At 42.4% G+C, this 15,269-nt stretch carries 11 protein-coding genes; all 11 read left to right on the top strand.

Annotated features, from left to right (window positions below):
• Positions 1 to 413: 413 nt before the first annotated feature.
• The gene (tnpA, locus tag PBT90_RS15640; RefSeq protein ID WP_264807437.1) at positions 414 to 875 is read left to right on the top strand and encodes an IS200/IS605 family transposase; all 462 of its coding nucleotides are present in this window, start codon (positions 414 to 416) and stop codon (positions 873 to 875) included.
• 274 nt (positions 876 to 1,149) lie between these two features.
• A complete protein-coding gene (locus PBT90_RS15645) occupies positions 1,150 to 4,083 on the top strand; it encodes a S9 family peptidase (protein WP_264807438.1) in 2,934 nt (977 codons plus the stop codon).
• Positions 4,084 to 4,358: 275 nt separating this feature from the next.
• Positions 4,359 to 4,937, top strand: a complete 579-nt coding sequence (locus PBT90_RS15650) for a hypothetical protein (RefSeq protein ID WP_264807439.1) — start codon at positions 4,359 to 4,361, stop codon at positions 4,935 to 4,937.
• A 122-nt stretch (positions 4,938 to 5,059) separates the two neighbouring features.
• The gene (locus PBT90_RS15655; RefSeq protein WP_264807440.1) at positions 5,060 to 6,451 is read left to right on the top strand and encodes a mercuric reductase; all 1,392 of its coding nucleotides are present in this window, start codon (positions 5,060 to 5,062) and stop codon (positions 6,449 to 6,451) included.
• 4 nt (positions 6,452 to 6,455) lie between these two features.
• Entirely contained in the window at positions 6,456 to 7,250 is a 795-nt protein-coding gene (locus PBT90_RS15660; protein ID WP_264807441.1) for a hypothetical protein, read from the top strand.
• 1 nt (position 7,251) lies between these two features.
• Positions 7,252 to 7,803, top strand: coding sequence for a lipocalin family protein (locus tag PBT90_RS15665; protein ID WP_264807442.1), 552 nt, complete (start codon positions 7,252 to 7,254; stop codon positions 7,801 to 7,803).
• A 188-nt stretch (positions 7,804 to 7,991) separates the two neighbouring features.
• Complete coding sequence (locus PBT90_RS15670; protein ID WP_264807443.1) at positions 7,992 to 8,948, top strand: calcium/sodium antiporter; 957 nt, start codon at positions 7,992 to 7,994, stop codon at positions 8,946 to 8,948.
• Positions 8,949 to 9,022: 74 nt separating this feature from the next.
• Positions 9,023 to 9,688, top strand: coding sequence for a DUF3575 domain-containing protein (locus tag PBT90_RS15675; RefSeq protein WP_264807444.1), 666 nt, complete (start codon positions 9,023 to 9,025; stop codon positions 9,686 to 9,688).
• 164 nt (positions 9,689 to 9,852) lie between these two features.
• Complete coding sequence (locus PBT90_RS15680) at positions 9,853 to 12,252, top strand: TonB-dependent receptor domain-containing protein (RefSeq protein WP_264807445.1); 2,400 nt, start codon at positions 9,853 to 9,855, stop codon at positions 12,250 to 12,252.
• A 294-nt stretch (positions 12,253 to 12,546) separates the two neighbouring features.
• Complete coding sequence (locus PBT90_RS15685; protein ID WP_264807446.1) at positions 12,547 to 12,825, top strand: carboxypeptidase-like regulatory domain-containing protein; 279 nt, start codon at positions 12,547 to 12,549, stop codon at positions 12,823 to 12,825.
• A 149-nt stretch (positions 12,826 to 12,974) separates the two neighbouring features.
• Complete coding sequence (locus PBT90_RS15690; RefSeq protein WP_264807448.1) at positions 12,975 to 15,209, top strand: S9 family peptidase; 2,235 nt, start codon at positions 12,975 to 12,977, stop codon at positions 15,207 to 15,209.
• Positions 15,210 to 15,269 lie beyond the last annotated feature (60 nt).

Raw genomic sequence — 15,269 nt, forward strand, 5'->3', positions numbered from 1 at the left:
ATAGCTCCGTAGGAGCGACACTATTATTCAAATTAAAGGTGTCGCTCCTACGGAGCTTTGCTTAGGCCGAAACCATCAATTCTACAAAGATTTCGCTCCTCTGGAGCTCATTTAAGGAAGCAATCCTAAATGTGAAATTTGTATACGCTCTCAATTTAATATCCATTATTACTTTTCAGTAAATGTCAATATTAGCCAAAGCCCCGTCAGGGCGGTATCTTGAAAAAGCTTTAAAAGGTGTCGCTCCTATGGAGCTTAACTTAAACTAAAGACCGTCCTTTTCTACAAATATTTCGCTCCTCTGGAGCTCTCCAATTCTTGGCTCAGCGGACAGGTGACACCTTATTTAAATGATGAATTTTCAGAACTTATAATTAAATTAATCTCTTCATTTCCACCTAAATGTAGAGACCATGGCGAACACCTACACCCAATTATTAATTCAAGTTGTATTTGCCGTGAAGGGAAGGCAGAACTTAATTCTCGAGAATAATAGAGAACATATCGAAAAATACATCTGTGGTATTATTTCAAACAAAAAATCTAAACCTCTGGCAATTTATTGTAATCCAGATCACTGCCATGTGCTGGTTGGACTTCACCCTATAGTCGCAGTCTCGCAATTTGCATCAGACATTAAGGCTAATTCATCTAAGTGGATTAATGAGCAAAAATTAGTGTCAAGAAAATTTGAATGGCAAGATAGTTATGGCGCATTTAGCTATGCTAAATCTCAATTGGATATTGTAGTTAAGTACATCCTAAATCAACCAATACATCATCGAAAGGTTACATTTAGAGAAGAATACCTAGGTTTTCTAAAGAAATTTGAAATCGATTACGATGAAAAATATTTGTTTGATTTTTTGGATTGAAATAGAATGTGTCGCTCCTATGGAGCTAGCATAATCGTTCATTAGATCTAAATTCTACAAAGAGCACGCTCCTACGGAGCTGGATTCATCACATAAAATAAAGGCAAAAATCAACATTTTATTTCTGGATTCATGCTTGCCAGCCTGATATGGGCAAAGTCCAATAGCTCACTAAATAATCACCTCGGGAGCAAAGATTTCAGACAAAGTGGCTTTTCCTAATCCACCGAACTCACAATTTTTCCCTATTTTCAAATCTGAATCAAATACTACTATGCAAAAACTCTTTACCTTTTTCTGGCTTTTTTGCCTGACATTTAGCCTAGCTTTGGCACAGGATGACGCTCCAAAGCCCATCACCTGGAAAGATATTCCAACTTGGAAATACATGAACAGCGGCACATTCAAAATCTCTCCAGATGGCAAATGGATCGCTTATGGCATGATCGCTTTGGAGGATGATGGAGAGGTGATCCTTCAATATGTAAGCGACCCAGACTCTACACAGACCTTCAAAATCGGTTTTACCAATTATCCATCCATCGAGTTCAGTGAGGATAGCAAGTGGATCGCTTTCAAGGAATATCCAACCTTCAAGGAAAAAGAAGCCAATAAAAAATCGAAAGGAAAACCGCTTCATGACAAGCTTACCTTGATGAAGTTGGGCTCCACCGATAAGGAAGACAAGAAAACGTTTGAAAACGTTAGCAATTTCTCTTTCAATGGAGATGCCTCTACTCACCTTGCTATCAACTTGACCAAAGATGGTGGTGGAGATGCCAAAGGTTCAGATCTGTTGATTTATCACCTAACTAGCATGAAAGCTCAAAACCTCGGAAATGTAGCTGAGTTCTCTTTCAATAAAAGTGGAAACTACCTCGCTTACACAGTTGATGCTGCAAATCAATCCGGAAACGGCATTTACTTGTTGAACATGAGGAATAACAGCACCTCCGTGCTGGACTCCGATGACGCTTCCTACAAGTCCATCAATTGGAATGAAAAAGGTGATGCTTTTGCTGCCCTAAAAATGGTCAAAGACAAAAAGTACAAGCAGGATCAGGGAAAGCTAGTGGGCATCAAAAACTTAACTGCTCCAGTTGTGACCGTCTATGATCCTGCCAAAGATTCAACAGGCTTCGATCAGGATTACACCATTAGCCCAAATCGCCGCCCAAGGTGGTCAGAGGATTTGACCCGGCTATTTTACGGCATTCACCCCTTGGTTTTAGCCAAAAAAGAGGAAGTAAAAAAGGAACTGGATAAGGATTCGGTGGCTTTGGCAGAGTCTGAAGCCATGAAAAAAATCATGGCTGACACTTCCCTGAACTCTATTGCAGACCTGAAAAAAGCACTTTCAAAGTTGGACTCAGGAAAGGTAAGCAAAAAGGAAAATGATGCCGACAAGCCCGATATGACCATCTGGCATTGGAACGACAGCAGACTTCAATCCCGTCAGCAAGTCCTGGAAAACCAGGACAAAAATTACAGCTTCTATGCAATGTATGATGTGGCCGCAGGAAAGCACATCCAGCTCCAGGATAGCACCATGAAGGACCTTAGCATTCTCGATAAGGAGAAGTATGCTCTAGGCTCAGATATGCAGGCTTACGAACTGCAAGGCAACCTAGACGGTCAATCCTATAGGGACTTCTACATCATTGACTTACAAACAGGTGAGAAAAAGACCCTGTTCACCAGTTTCTACATTCCTAGATATTCTGCTTACCCAAGAAGCTCACCGGATGGCAGCAAGCTGATTTATGGCTATGATGGCAACTATTATGCTTATGAAATTGCCAGTGGAGAAGAAACCAATTTGACTGGAAGCCTGCCCGTAACTTTCGTAGATGTGGAAGATGACCACAATGTCAAAAAACCATTGGAAAGTGTAGTGGGCTGGAGCAGTGATAGCCAGTACGTGTTGATCAGCGATGGATGGGACATCTGGCAGATCCCTGTTGGAGGTAAGGCAAAAGCAGTGAACCTCACCCAAAACGGCAGAGCTGAACAGATCAGATATCAGTACCGTTTCGGCTTGGACAAGGAAGAGAAAGGCATAGACCTTTCCAAACCGCAATACTTCAGAATCTATGGTGAGTGGACCAAAAAAAGTGGAATAGCGGAGCTTAAGCCTGCTAAAAACGGATTAAATCCTGGTGCTACTCCATTGATCTGGGAAGATGCAGCCATAGGTAATCTAAGAAAAGCTGAAAAAGCCCCCGTTTATTTCTTCAGCAAAGAAACCTTCAATACACCTGAGCAGACTTTCGTGGCAGATGCCTCGCTTTCTTCACCTAAGAAAATAACCGAAAACGCACCGGATGCAGGAAATTACGCCTGGTCAGCTGGTACTAGACTAGTGGACTATGTCTCAGACAAAGGCGACACGCTACAGGGAGCGCTTTTCCTTCCAGCTAATTATGTTGAAGGAGAAAAATATCCGACCGTAGTTTATTACTACGAAAAGCTCTCTCAGACCAGACACAATTGGACCAATCCTGGCTTCAGTGGTACAGGTTGGAACCCAAATGTGTACACCAGCAATGGCTATGCGGTATTCATTCCGGACATCGTTTACAAAATGGATGATCCTGGCATGTCCGCTGTTTGGTGCGTGATCCCTGCTGTCAAAGCTGCAATCGAAACTGGAGTTATAGACGAAGATAATATTGGCATTCATGGCCACTCCTGGGGCGGCTATCAGACATCATTCCTGATCACACAAACGGACATGTTCAAAGCAGCAGCCGCAGGTGCTCCGCTCACCAACATGATTTCCATGTATGATTTGATCTACTGGAACTCCGGGGGAGGTAACATGTCTATTTTCGAAGCTTCACAGGGTAGATTTACCGGAGGTCCTTGGGAAAACTGGGAAGCTTACGAACGAAACAGCCCCGTTTACCATGTGAAGAATGTGACCACCCCATTGCTCATGTTGCATAATGATAAGGATGGCGCTGTGGACTTTACACAGGGAATCGAGTATTATTCTGCACTGAGGAGATTGAAAAAACCAGTGATTTTGGTACAATACAAGGGAGAAAACCACGGCTTGGGAAAACTCGAAAACCGCAAAGACTACTCAGTTCGCATGATGGAATTCTTCGATTACCATCTAAAAGGTGCTGATGCGCCAGAATGGATTTCAAAAGGAATAGATAGACTAGACCTGGACGAACATTTAGAGAAAAGAGCATTTTAATAGAAGAGGAGCTATAAAAAGCTCCTTTTTGCATTTCTCCTAAGCCATTCACTTTTAATATACTAAAGTAAAAATGAACCCTTCGAGGGTTGATATTTTCTAAAGACAAAGTTATTAATTGGTCAAACAACCTTCATTCCATCTTAAACCCTCGAAGGGTTTAACCCAAAACGATTTCCCTGTAGCCTTATTCCTTCTTCTTATCATCAAGTGGTTTGTGTTTAGCTTCACATTCACTTTCTTTAAATCCAAATTAAAGCGGATCCAGAAAATCCATGCAAGAAACCACCAACGCAAAGAATTTAAAATCAGAGTTTGATTTCACCCAGCTACACTCGATTTGCTACCAAAAAGATGATCCAAACTATCACGAACATCTTGAAACCTACCGCTACGATCAAGCCTTTGATGCAGTATGGGATGCTTATGTCAATATCTCTCCGGAGAAAGCCTGGAGTGGGAAAATGATCCACTTTCATAGAATGTACACCAGACGCACTCAGGAAGAGGTTTTCCCAGGCCAAGTTTATCATGGCAGTATGGGGCAGGGACAGGTTTTGATACTGAATCTGCATGTTTTTAATGGATTGGTCAAGCTACAGGTAGGGCATGAAGTCATGGAAATAGACCGGGAGAAAAAACTAATCCGCATCTGCTACTTGGAAAACTCTAAGTCTGAAGGCTCTCAGTTTATTCGCTTCAAAGCAATGCCCGAGGGAAAAACTGAAGTGGTACACAAAACGCTGTACCGAAGTGGTTCATGGTTCAGAGACAAAATCATTTATCCCTATTTTCACACCAAAGCGATCAACGAGTTTCATGGAAATGTCCGCAAATGGCTACTGACGAAATAGGTATCACCGAGAGTATTAACACTAAAAAAGGAGTTTAGCAGTAGCTAAGCTCCTTTTTTTGTCTTTGGCTTTGAGTTTGTAACTTTTAGAGAAACAAATCTTATCCATTAAACTTTTTGAGCATGATTGAAGACAGAGTAGAAACTTTTGACGCGATAATAGTAGGATCTGGCCAAGCTGGAAATCCCCTTGCTTTGGCGCTAGCCAAAGAAAAATGGAAGGTAGCCATAGTAGAAAAAGCCGCTTTGGGAGGCACTTGCGTGAATACCGGATGCACGCCCACCAAGGCCTATGTGGCCAGTGCAAGAGCAGCTTGGGCCATTACAAACGCTTCAAACTTGGGCATAGAAGTACCCAAATCGCCCAAAATCAATCTGAAAGCGATCAAAAAGCGTAAAGACCAACTAGTCACACAAACCCGGCTGGGCATCAGAAATTCACTGGCTGACTCTCCGCAGGTTTCAATGATCCGAGGCACAGCCACATTTCTGGATAAGACTAGGTTAAAAGTGGGATCCAGAGTGCTAAAATCTTACAAGATCTTCATCAATGTAGGAGCCAGACCGAAAATCCCTGAGGGTTTTGAGGACATGGATTACCTGACGAATGCATCAATTTTGCAATTGGAAAAAATCCCAGAGCATCTCATCATTGTAGGAGGAAGTTACATAGGGTTAGAATTTGCGCAGATTTTCAAAAGACTAGGGTCCAAGGTCACTGTGCTGGAAATGGGAGATCGCCTAATTTCAAAAGAAGATGAGGACACCTCTGAAGCTGTGCACAAAATCCTCGAAAAAGAAAAAATCAAAGTCATCTGCGGTGCCGAATGCCTAAAAGGAAAAAGCAAAAAATCTGGCGGCGTGACTGTATCCTTCCATAAGGATCGATCCGATAAGAAAATAAGTGGCTCGCACGTTCTAATCGCTACTGGCCGAACTCCGAATTCTGATTTACTAAAACCGGATAAAGCCGGTCTAGAGCTAGACGAAAAAGGGTTCATCTCGATTAATGAAAAACTGGAAACAAACCTGCCGGGAATTTATGCATTGGGCGATTGTAACGGAAAAGGCGCATTTACCCATACGGCTTACCATGACTTTGAGATCATGCAGGATCAGCTTTTCGGAGAAAAGAAAAAAACGCTGAAGGACAGAATTACAAACTACGCCCTGTACATCGACCCTCCCCTGGGCAGAGCAGGAATGACACTTTTCCAAGCTCAAAAATCTGGTAAAAACCTCCTCTTTGCCCGTATGTCCATGAGCGATATTTCCAGGGCAAAAGAAAAAGGAGAAACTCAGGGAAAAATGGAAGTGATCGTGGATGCTGACACCGAACAAATCCTGGGAGCCACAGTTTTTGGGACTGGCGGAGATGAAATAATCGGCACCTTCCTGACCGCCATGTATGGAAAAATCAGTTATAAAACACTGATGAACACTGTACAGACTCACCCAACTGTCACAGAACTCATCCCAACACTCCTACAGCAACTAAAACCCCTTGAGCAGTAAATCCATGAAAAAATCACATAAAATCTACTCAATTCTTAATCTCATCGTTTTGATGGCGGTGATTTTCTGGAATTACTGGGTCAACACCCAAGGCCTCAATGGCAATACGGTAAGTTCACTCAGTTCTGAATATGAAAACCTCTTCACCCCTGCAGGGTATGCCTTTTCTATCTGGGGATTGATCTTTATTGCGCTTTTCGCCCAGGCGATTTTCTTTATTTCCCGGGCATTCAGCTCCAGCAGAGATTCTGATTTCCTCTCTCAAATCGGGCCTTATCTCATCATGGCCAATATTGGAAATGGACTTTGGTTATACATGTGGCTCATGGAATATACCGGGATCAGTGTGATCGTCATGCTGGGAATTCTCAGCTCTTTAGTGATCGTCATTCTGAACACCAACATGGAAAGATGGCATGCTCCCAGACCCATTATCTTTTGGCTCTGGTGGCCTATCGCGCTATATAGTGGCTGGATAGCAGTGGCAACTATAGCCAATATTTCTGCTTACTTGGTAAAGAACAACTGGGGCAATAGTGAAACCGAAGTGACCTGGACTGTAATCATGATCACCATTGCCGTATTGCTCAACTTATTCATGATCTTCACCAGAAACTTACGCGAATTTGCCTGCGTGGGTATTTGGGCGCTGGTTGCGATTGCAGTCCGACACTGGGGAAGCTTGCCAGTAGTACAATGGACAGCCCTAGGTGGTGCAGTAGTGCTTTTTGTAGCCACCAGTTATCATGGTTATAAAAACCGAGCTACCGCCCCATTTAAATTTAACCAAACCAACTAATATGAGATCCTTAAACAACACTGAAAAATTTGCTTTGGCAATGCCAATATTGGCTGCAGCAGGGTTGATGTTTTTATCACATTCTAGCCAAGCTCAGGACTTGGAGACAGTCCCTTATGTAGATCTGGAAAAATACGCCGGAGAATGGTATGAAATAGCATCATTTCCGCAGTCATTTCAGAAAGGTTGTACCTGTACAAAAGCAACTTATACTGCCAATGAAGATGGAACTATCAAGGTCGAGAACTCCTGCAATCTTCCTGAAAAAGGTAAAACCAAAACTTCTACAGCAACGGCATTTGTGGAAGAGGGGTCTGGAAATGCCAAGCTGAAAGTCCAGTTCTTCTGGCCTTTCAAAGGAAAATACTGGATCATAGATTTAGCCAAAGATTACTCCTATGCCGTAGTAGGACATCCTAATAGGAACTACCTCTGGATCCTTTCCAGAACACCAGAGATGAGTGAAAATCTATACCAGACACTCCTACAGGGAATTTCTGAAAAAGGCTTTGACATCAATAAACTAGAGAAAACCCAGCAATGCGAAAATTAAAAAAATAAGCTTCCAGAATGCAGTATTTCACTAATCTCAAACTTTATTAAGCTGATCATTTACAGTCTTTTTGATACCGTTTAGCCTGGAAAAAATAATTATTCCTCGGCTGAATTTACTGAGTGAAATTCACACTACTTTTGAGCGAATTTTCAAAAGCTACAAACCGGAATCCGCAGACTGCTCTTATGATATTATCTCTAATGCTATTATTGGCTGGACTGCTACTTTTGGTCAAAGGGGCAGACTGGTTGGTCGATGGGGCTTCTGTTTTGGCCAAAAAACACCAAGTCTCCGACTTAGCAATAGGCCTGACGATTGTGGCATTTGGCACCTCTGCACCTGAACTAGTGGTGAACTCTGTCGCATCGATTGGAGGCTATCCTGACTTGGTTTTCGGAAATGTCATTGGCTCCAACAATTTCAATCTATTTATGATTTTGGGAATTGCCGGCCTGATTACCCCACTGGCGGTACAGTCCAGTTCGGTTTGGAAAGAAATCCCATTTTCCATGCTTGCTGTACTGGTTTTGCTTTTCCTAGCTAATGATTATTTCAGTGATGCACTCCCCGCTTTATCCATCGTGGATGGTCTGATTCTGTTGTCCTTTTTCTTCGGTTTTCTGTACTACGTATTCACCCAGCTCAAATCCGAGCCTGAATCAGGAGACTTTGTAGTAAAAGACTATTCCACTCTCAAAATCTGGGGATTGATATTCGCTGGATTGGCAGGCTTGATTATCGGAGGAAAGCTGGTAGTGGACAACGCAGTTTCCATGGCACAATCATTTGGTGTGAGTGAAAAAATCATAGGGCTGACCATCGTGGCTGCCGGCACTTCCCTGCCTGAGCTTGCTACTTCCGTGGTCGCCTCGATGAAGAAAAACAACGACATCGCAATTGGCAATATCATCGGTTCAAACATATTTAATATCTTCTTGATCCTGGGTGTAAGTGCCTTAATTAAGCCATTGAACTACTCTACCCCATTCAATACAGATTTATATTTACTTGTGGCCGGTACTGTCTTTTTGTTTTTGGCGATGTTCACCGGAAAAAGAAAAAGACTTGATCGCTGGGAAGCTGCCATTTTGCTCTTGACATACTTGGGTTACACCGTTTATTTGGTGAGTGGAGAACTGTAGTTGTTAATCAAAGCAACAACAATTACCATATTAATTGATAATTTAAGTTTACTTTAGCCCAACTAAATGCACACATGTTCTGCAAGAAAACTTCTCCTTTTGTATTCCTATTTGGTTTACTATTTGCATTTTTTGCCCAAGCTCAGCGAAACCTGAATTTAGAAGATCGATTACTGATCAAAGTCTCCCCCTTAGCGCTACTGGAGCCCGAAACCATAGTAATTCAAGGAGGAATAGAATATTTCTTTAGCTCCAAATTTAGCATTCAGACAGAATTAGGAGTAAATGGTGGGATTTTTGGCATTCCTTCAGGCAGAGGGAAAAATGAGGATTTCAACTTATGGAAAAGTAAAAGTGAGCTTAAATTTCATACCAAAAACCATTATTGGGGACTTGAGTTATTTTTTGTAAATAAAGCCTTTATTCGAACAGACGATTACTTTTTTGATTCCAATACCAAAATCTGGTATAACAAAGCGCATATTGACTTTCAGGTTTTAGGATCGGGATTGAAATTTGGGAAACAACAGTTTATCTCTCAAAATTTACTCTTAGACAGTTTTATTGGAGTTGGATTTCGGTCTAGAAATAGAGAAATAAATCTGCTGGAACTCTCTCCAGTTCAAGAGGTGGAAGAGGAGTATTTTTTGAGCAGTGACCGATACAGATTCAATGGAAAGGATTACATCCCTCACATTACGATAGGAATAAAAGTGGGTGTCCTTCCCCTAGGGGGATAGAACAAAGTACCAACTTACCGCAAACTTTCATCAGGCATTTTAGACCTTTAATCATTTTTCCACTGTATTTAAAGATAAATCAAAATAACTTCCCGTAATTTTCTAACCAATCTACATTTGATTTGGAAGAAATCAGCTTAACCCAAAACCTAAACCGACGCCTGATGTCTCTTGCTTTTCCACCCCAAAAGGGTAAACTCCTACTTCTCCAATTTTTGAGCTTTCTTCTGTGCCTTCCCTTAGTTGCGCAGCAGAACCCCAAAGGAACTATCAATGGAACTGTGCTGGAAGAAGGCTCGGACACTCCACTGCCCTTTGCTTCCATAGGCATTTACACCCTAAGTGATAGTTTGGTTTCGGGTGGACTATCCGATGATAAGGGCAAATTTCGAATTGACATCCCAAATGGTGAGTTCTACGCCTTGGTGGAGTTCATGGGCTATGAACCGCATAAAACGGCCACTTTCACGATTTCAAAGGCATCTTCCACCCACGATCTAGGCTTGCTCCCAATGAAAATATCTGCCGAAAATCTGGATGAAGTACTCGTGCAAGGCGAAAAAACAACCATGGAGCTTTCGCTGGACAAGCGAATATTCAATGTAGGAAAAGATCTGGCCAATGCCGGCGGAAATGCCAGTGATATCCTGATGAACCTGCCCTCTATCGCCGTGGACCCCGAGGGAAATGTACGCCTGAGAGGATCGCAAAACGTGCGCATCCTGATCGATGGAAAACCTTCCGGACTGGTCAGTTTCAAGGGTAGTGCCGGGCTCCGCCAATTGCCCGCCAATATGATCGAACGCGTAGAAGTTATCACCAATCCATCCGCGCGTTACGAGGCAGAGGGAATGGCCGGCGTGATCAATATTATTCTGAAAAAAGACAACAATCAAGGCTTCAATGGCTCCTTTGAAATAGTGGGAGGAACTCCTACCAACCTTGGTTTTACAGCCAACCTCAATTATCGACATAAGCGAATCAATTGGTTTATCAACTACGGGCTTACCTACAGGCACTCGCCCAATGTGGGCGAACTGTACCAGGAAACTTACGGCGAAGACACCACATTTATTCTCAACCAAAGCAATGAAGGAGTAGTCAAAAGCATGAATAACAACATCAGAGGTGGCCTGGATTACTATTTCAGTGAAAACAGCATACTCACGCTTTCCTACCTATGGAGAAGATCTGATGCACATAGAAATACCGATATCCGATACGAGGATTCTTGGAATACCCTTGACAATCTTCAGGGCTTTACCCTAAGAAATCAAGATGAAACGGAGCAGGAGCCGAACTCTGAAATTTCCATGAATTACAAGAAAAGCTTTGAGCGAAAAGGCCATGAACTGACCGGCACCCTGACTTATCTGAATTATTGGGAAAATTCTGATCAGACTTTTACCCAAAATTCCTACTTGCCGGACGGTACTCCCCTAGCTGGCACGGCTCTGGTACAAACCTCCCTGAATGACGAATACGAAAACCAATACCTGGCAATGCTGGATTACGTGCAGCCTTTTGCTAAGGAAGGAAAATTCGAAGCGGGATTCAGAACCAGTTTTCGGGAAATGAAGAATGATTACCTGGTAGAGGAAGAAAATGAAAGCGGGGAATTCGAGCCTGTACCTGGCTTGGACAATATTTTCCTTTATGATGAAAACATACTGGCCGCATACGGAATACTCGGGAATACTTCAGGCAAATGGAGCTACCAAGGCGGACTCCGCGTAGAGCATACAGATGTAAAAACCACGCTAGAAGAAACCAATGAGGTGAACCCCAGAAAATACACCAACCTCTTCCCTAGTGCGCACCTGACCTATAACATTACTCCTGAAAATGCCTTTCAGGTCAGCTACAGCCGCCGGGTTCGCAGACCAGTTTACAACGACCTCAGTCCCTATGTCACCCTTTCAGATGCCAGGAATTTTTTCAGTGGAAATCCAGATCTGAACCCGGAGTACACCAATTCATTCGAGCTAGGCCATATCAAATACTTTGACCTGGGCACCCTGTTCACTACAGTTTATTACCGAAGCACAGATGACAAAATTGAGCGACTTCGCACCGTGGATGAAGATGGAAATTCCAGAACTTTGCCTTACAACCTCAATGGAGAAAATTCCTTTGGGGTAGAACTGACCAGTGACTATCAGATCAGAGATTGGTGGAAAATAGACTTCAATGTAAACTTCTTCCATGCGGTAATCGATGGAACGAATTTTCAAGACGGATACGAGACCAAAACGACCTCTTGGCTTTTCCGCCAGACATCCAGGTTTACTGTAGCTGAAGGATTTGACATCCAGGTAAGGGCAAATTACGATGCCAGACAAAAAACCGTGCAGGGCGTGAGAAAAGGCATATTCTTCATGGATCTTTCCGCCAGCAAAAGTGTATTCCAAGATCGGGGAACCTTAGTATTCAATGCCACGGATATCTTCAATTCCCGAAGAAACAGATACATCAGCGAAGGCGTGAATTTCTACACGGTAGGCGATTCCCAATACCAGAGACGACAGATTATATTAACCCTGAGCTATAGGCTAAAGCAATAAATAAATTAAGCCAGCTTCGGATCTGTTTTTAGTTTACCCGGACAATTACCTTCAAGCTCCCTTCTAACCAAAAATCAATCGTTGGTTTTGAAATTCAAGTATGAGGGGGATTTGCAACTGTAAAAATTTAATTTTCAATAACTTGAAATATTTAAGAGTTTTTAGTTACTTGAGTTTGACTAACTTTTATCTTTTAAGCTTATGAACCTATCCGGATCGATTAATATTCGCATTCTCTTTTTTATTGGGATTTTCTCTTGCCTCGCTTTTAACCAGGCGTCTTTCGCTCAAAAAATGGAAAAACCACCGACTACACCACTTGTCAGAGGTCAAATTGTTGACAAGGACGCTTCTCCAATAATCGGTGCAACGATTATCGTGGATGGCACTACCAAAGGAATAGTATCTGATGAAAATGGATTCTTCGAGTTAGATCTTAGCCAATTCAAAAACAAAAGTATCACCTTGAATATTGGATATCTTGAAAAAGAATCAAAATCGGTGGATGTGAAAATCAAAGACCTCCCAAAGTCCTTAGGCCAGATCAAATTGAAAGATGGGGTTTACAAATAGTAACTATTAGGTGAGGTAAGAATATTCCCCATTCTCAGAAAAAACATAAAACAGGTCAAATTGACCTGTTTTTCTTTTGGATTGACCTCTCATGAAAAGTCTTGGGATATTCTCTTATTTTTGATGACTTCAGTTTAAACCCAGCGTTCATGCATTTTCCAAGACATTTTCTTTCACTAGTCATCCTCTTCTCACTAGTCGCCACCTCCGTTATTGCTCAGCAAAAAGACCTTTTAACCCTAGAGCGGATATATGCTTCCAATGAATTTCGGCAAGAAAGACTTCAACCCATTCAATGGATAGAAAATGGAGACGCCTACGTCACCGTGGAAAATGGAAATGAGCTGGCGAGATGGGATAGCAAAAGCCTAGAGAAAAGCATTTTTGTGCCAGGATCAGCTTTGCAAAGCAATGGAAAACCCCTTCAACTCGAATCCTTCAGTCTTTCGGAGGATGGATCAAAAGTGCTGATTTTCACCAATTCAAGTAGAGTTTGGAGGTCGAATACCAAAGGGGACTATTACGTTTACGACCTGGAAAGCGGTGCGTTGAAGCAATTGGGTCAGGACTTTGAGCCTTCCTCACTGATGTTTGCAAAGTTTTCTGCTGACAACTCAAAAGTCGCTTATGTACAGAAGTTCAATTTGTATTTAGAGGACTTTGAAACAGGCCAAGTCACCCAATTAACTTCTGATGGTACGGACAAAATCATTAACGGAACTTTTGACTGGGCTTACGAAGAAGAGTTTGGAAAACGGGATGGTTTTGCCTGGAGTCCAGATGCCAAATTCATTTCTTTTTGGCAAATCGATGCCTCCAAAATCGGTACCTTTTACATGATCAATAATACCGATTCAGTTTATTCCAGACCCATTCCTTTACAATACCCAAAAGTGGGCGAAGAACCTGCCGGCGCGAAAATTGGCTTAGTTGACATCGCATCGCAAAAGACCAAGTGGATTCCGATTCCAGGAGGAGAAAAGGAAAATTACCTTCCTGGAATGCAGTGGATCAATGATGATTTGCTTTTGATCCAGCAGATGAACAGAAAGCAAAATCAACTGACCATTTGGACTTATAAACCTTCCCATGAAGAATTGAAAAAGATTTATGTAGAATCTGAAAAGACTTGGGTGGATTTGGCTTATCCTGACTTATCCAGATATGGCTGGAGCGACAATAGTTTGCCTCTGGTGGATGAAGGCAAAGCTTTTCTCCGAATGACTGAAACTGACGGCTGGAGACATATCTACAAAGTGGACCTTGCTTCTGGAAACAAGACTTTACTCACTCCGGGAGAATATGACGTCGCTTCTTTTGGCGGTCTTTCGGACAAAGAAGTCTTCTTTATCGCCTCTCCTAAGAATGCTACCCAGCGTTACCTGTATGCTATTGATTTGGCTGGCAAAGGAAAACTGAGACGGGTAACTCCCGAGGCTTTCGAAGGAGTAAATACTTATGATATCGCTCCAAACGGGCAATTTGCGGTGCATAATCATCAAAGCACCTCGGAGCCTTTAACCACGAGATTGATCTCTTTGCCAAAGCATGAGGTGCTGAAAACTTTAGTTGAAAATCAGGCTTACAAAGCCAAACTAGCTTCGCTTAAAACCCCTGAAATCAAATTTACCACAGTGACTACTTCTGAAGGTGTGACGCTGGACGCAAGAATCATTTATCCGGTTGATTTTGATGAGACAAAGAAATATCCGGTACTTTTCCATGTGTATGGAGAGCCTTGGAGCACGGTCGCTACGGATACGCAAGTTGGGCTTTATAATATCATGCTGGTGCAAAAAGGCTATTTCATCATCGACATGGACAATCGGGGTACACCGACTCTCAAAGGAAGCGATTGGAGAAAAAGCATTTATAGAAAAATCGGAGTGATCAATGCCCAAGATCAGGGTCTGGCCGCCAAGGAATTACTTAAACTTCCTTACCTGGATGAAAGCCGGGTAGCCGTCTGGGGATGGAGCGGAGGCGGCTCCATGACTTTAAATCTGATGTTCAAATTCCCAGAAATTTACCAAACCGGCATGTCCGTGGCTGCGGTTTCCAATCAGCTGATTTATGATAATATCTATCAAGAGCGATACATGGGATTGCCTCAGGAAAATATGGAGGATTTTGTGAATGGATCACCGATCACCTATGCCAAAAACCTGGAAGGAAATCTACTGATTGTACACGGAACAGGCGATGACAATGTGCATTATCAAGGGGCGGAAATGCTCATGAATGAACTCATCAAGCACAACAAGCAATTCCAGATGATGCCCTATCCAAATCGATCCCATGGGATCTATGAGGGAGCTGGTACCTCCCTTCACTTATACACATTGCTGACGAATTATTTGATGGAGCACACGCCAGTGAATTAGTAATCAAATAATTAGGATTATTCAACTATTTTATTTTTCTTACTATTAAAATTTAGTAGA

This window comes from Algoriphagus sp. TR-M9, from assembly GCF_027594545.1.
Classification (GTDB): Bacteria; Bacteroidota; Bacteroidia; order Cytophagales; family Cyclobacteriaceae; genus Algoriphagus; species Algoriphagus halophytocola.

Coding starts and splice junctions, on each gene's coding strand:
- PBT90_RS15675 (WP_264807444.1), top strand. CDS start 9,023: ATGTTCTGCAAGAAAACTTCTCCTTTTGTATTCCTATTTGGTTTACTA.
- PBT90_RS15690 (WP_264807448.1), top strand. CDS start 12,975: ATGCATTTTCCAAGACATTTTCTTTCACTAGTCATCCTCTTCTCACTA.
- tnpA (WP_264807437.1), top strand. CDS start 414: ATGGCGAACACCTACACCCAATTATTAATTCAAGTTGTATTTGCCGTG.
- PBT90_RS15655 (WP_264807440.1), top strand. CDS start 5,060: ATGATTGAAGACAGAGTAGAAACTTTTGACGCGATAATAGTAGGATCT.
- PBT90_RS15685 (WP_264807446.1), top strand. CDS start 12,547: ATGGAAAAACCACCGACTACACCACTTGTCAGAGGTCAAATTGTTGAC.
- PBT90_RS15650 (WP_264807439.1), top strand. CDS start 4,359: ATGCAAGAAACCACCAACGCAAAGAATTTAAAATCAGAGTTTGATTTC.
- PBT90_RS15645 (WP_264807438.1), top strand. CDS start 1,150: ATGCAAAAACTCTTTACCTTTTTCTGGCTTTTTTGCCTGACATTTAGC.
- PBT90_RS15665 (WP_264807442.1), top strand. CDS start 7,252: ATGAGATCCTTAAACAACACTGAAAAATTTGCTTTGGCAATGCCAATA.
- PBT90_RS15670 (WP_264807443.1), top strand. CDS start 7,992: ATGATATTATCTCTAATGCTATTATTGGCTGGACTGCTACTTTTGGTC.
- PBT90_RS15660 (WP_264807441.1), top strand. CDS start 6,456: ATGAAAAAATCACATAAAATCTACTCAATTCTTAATCTCATCGTTTTG.
- PBT90_RS15680 (WP_264807445.1), top strand. CDS start 9,853: ATGTCTCTTGCTTTTCCACCCCAAAAGGGTAAACTCCTACTTCTCCAA.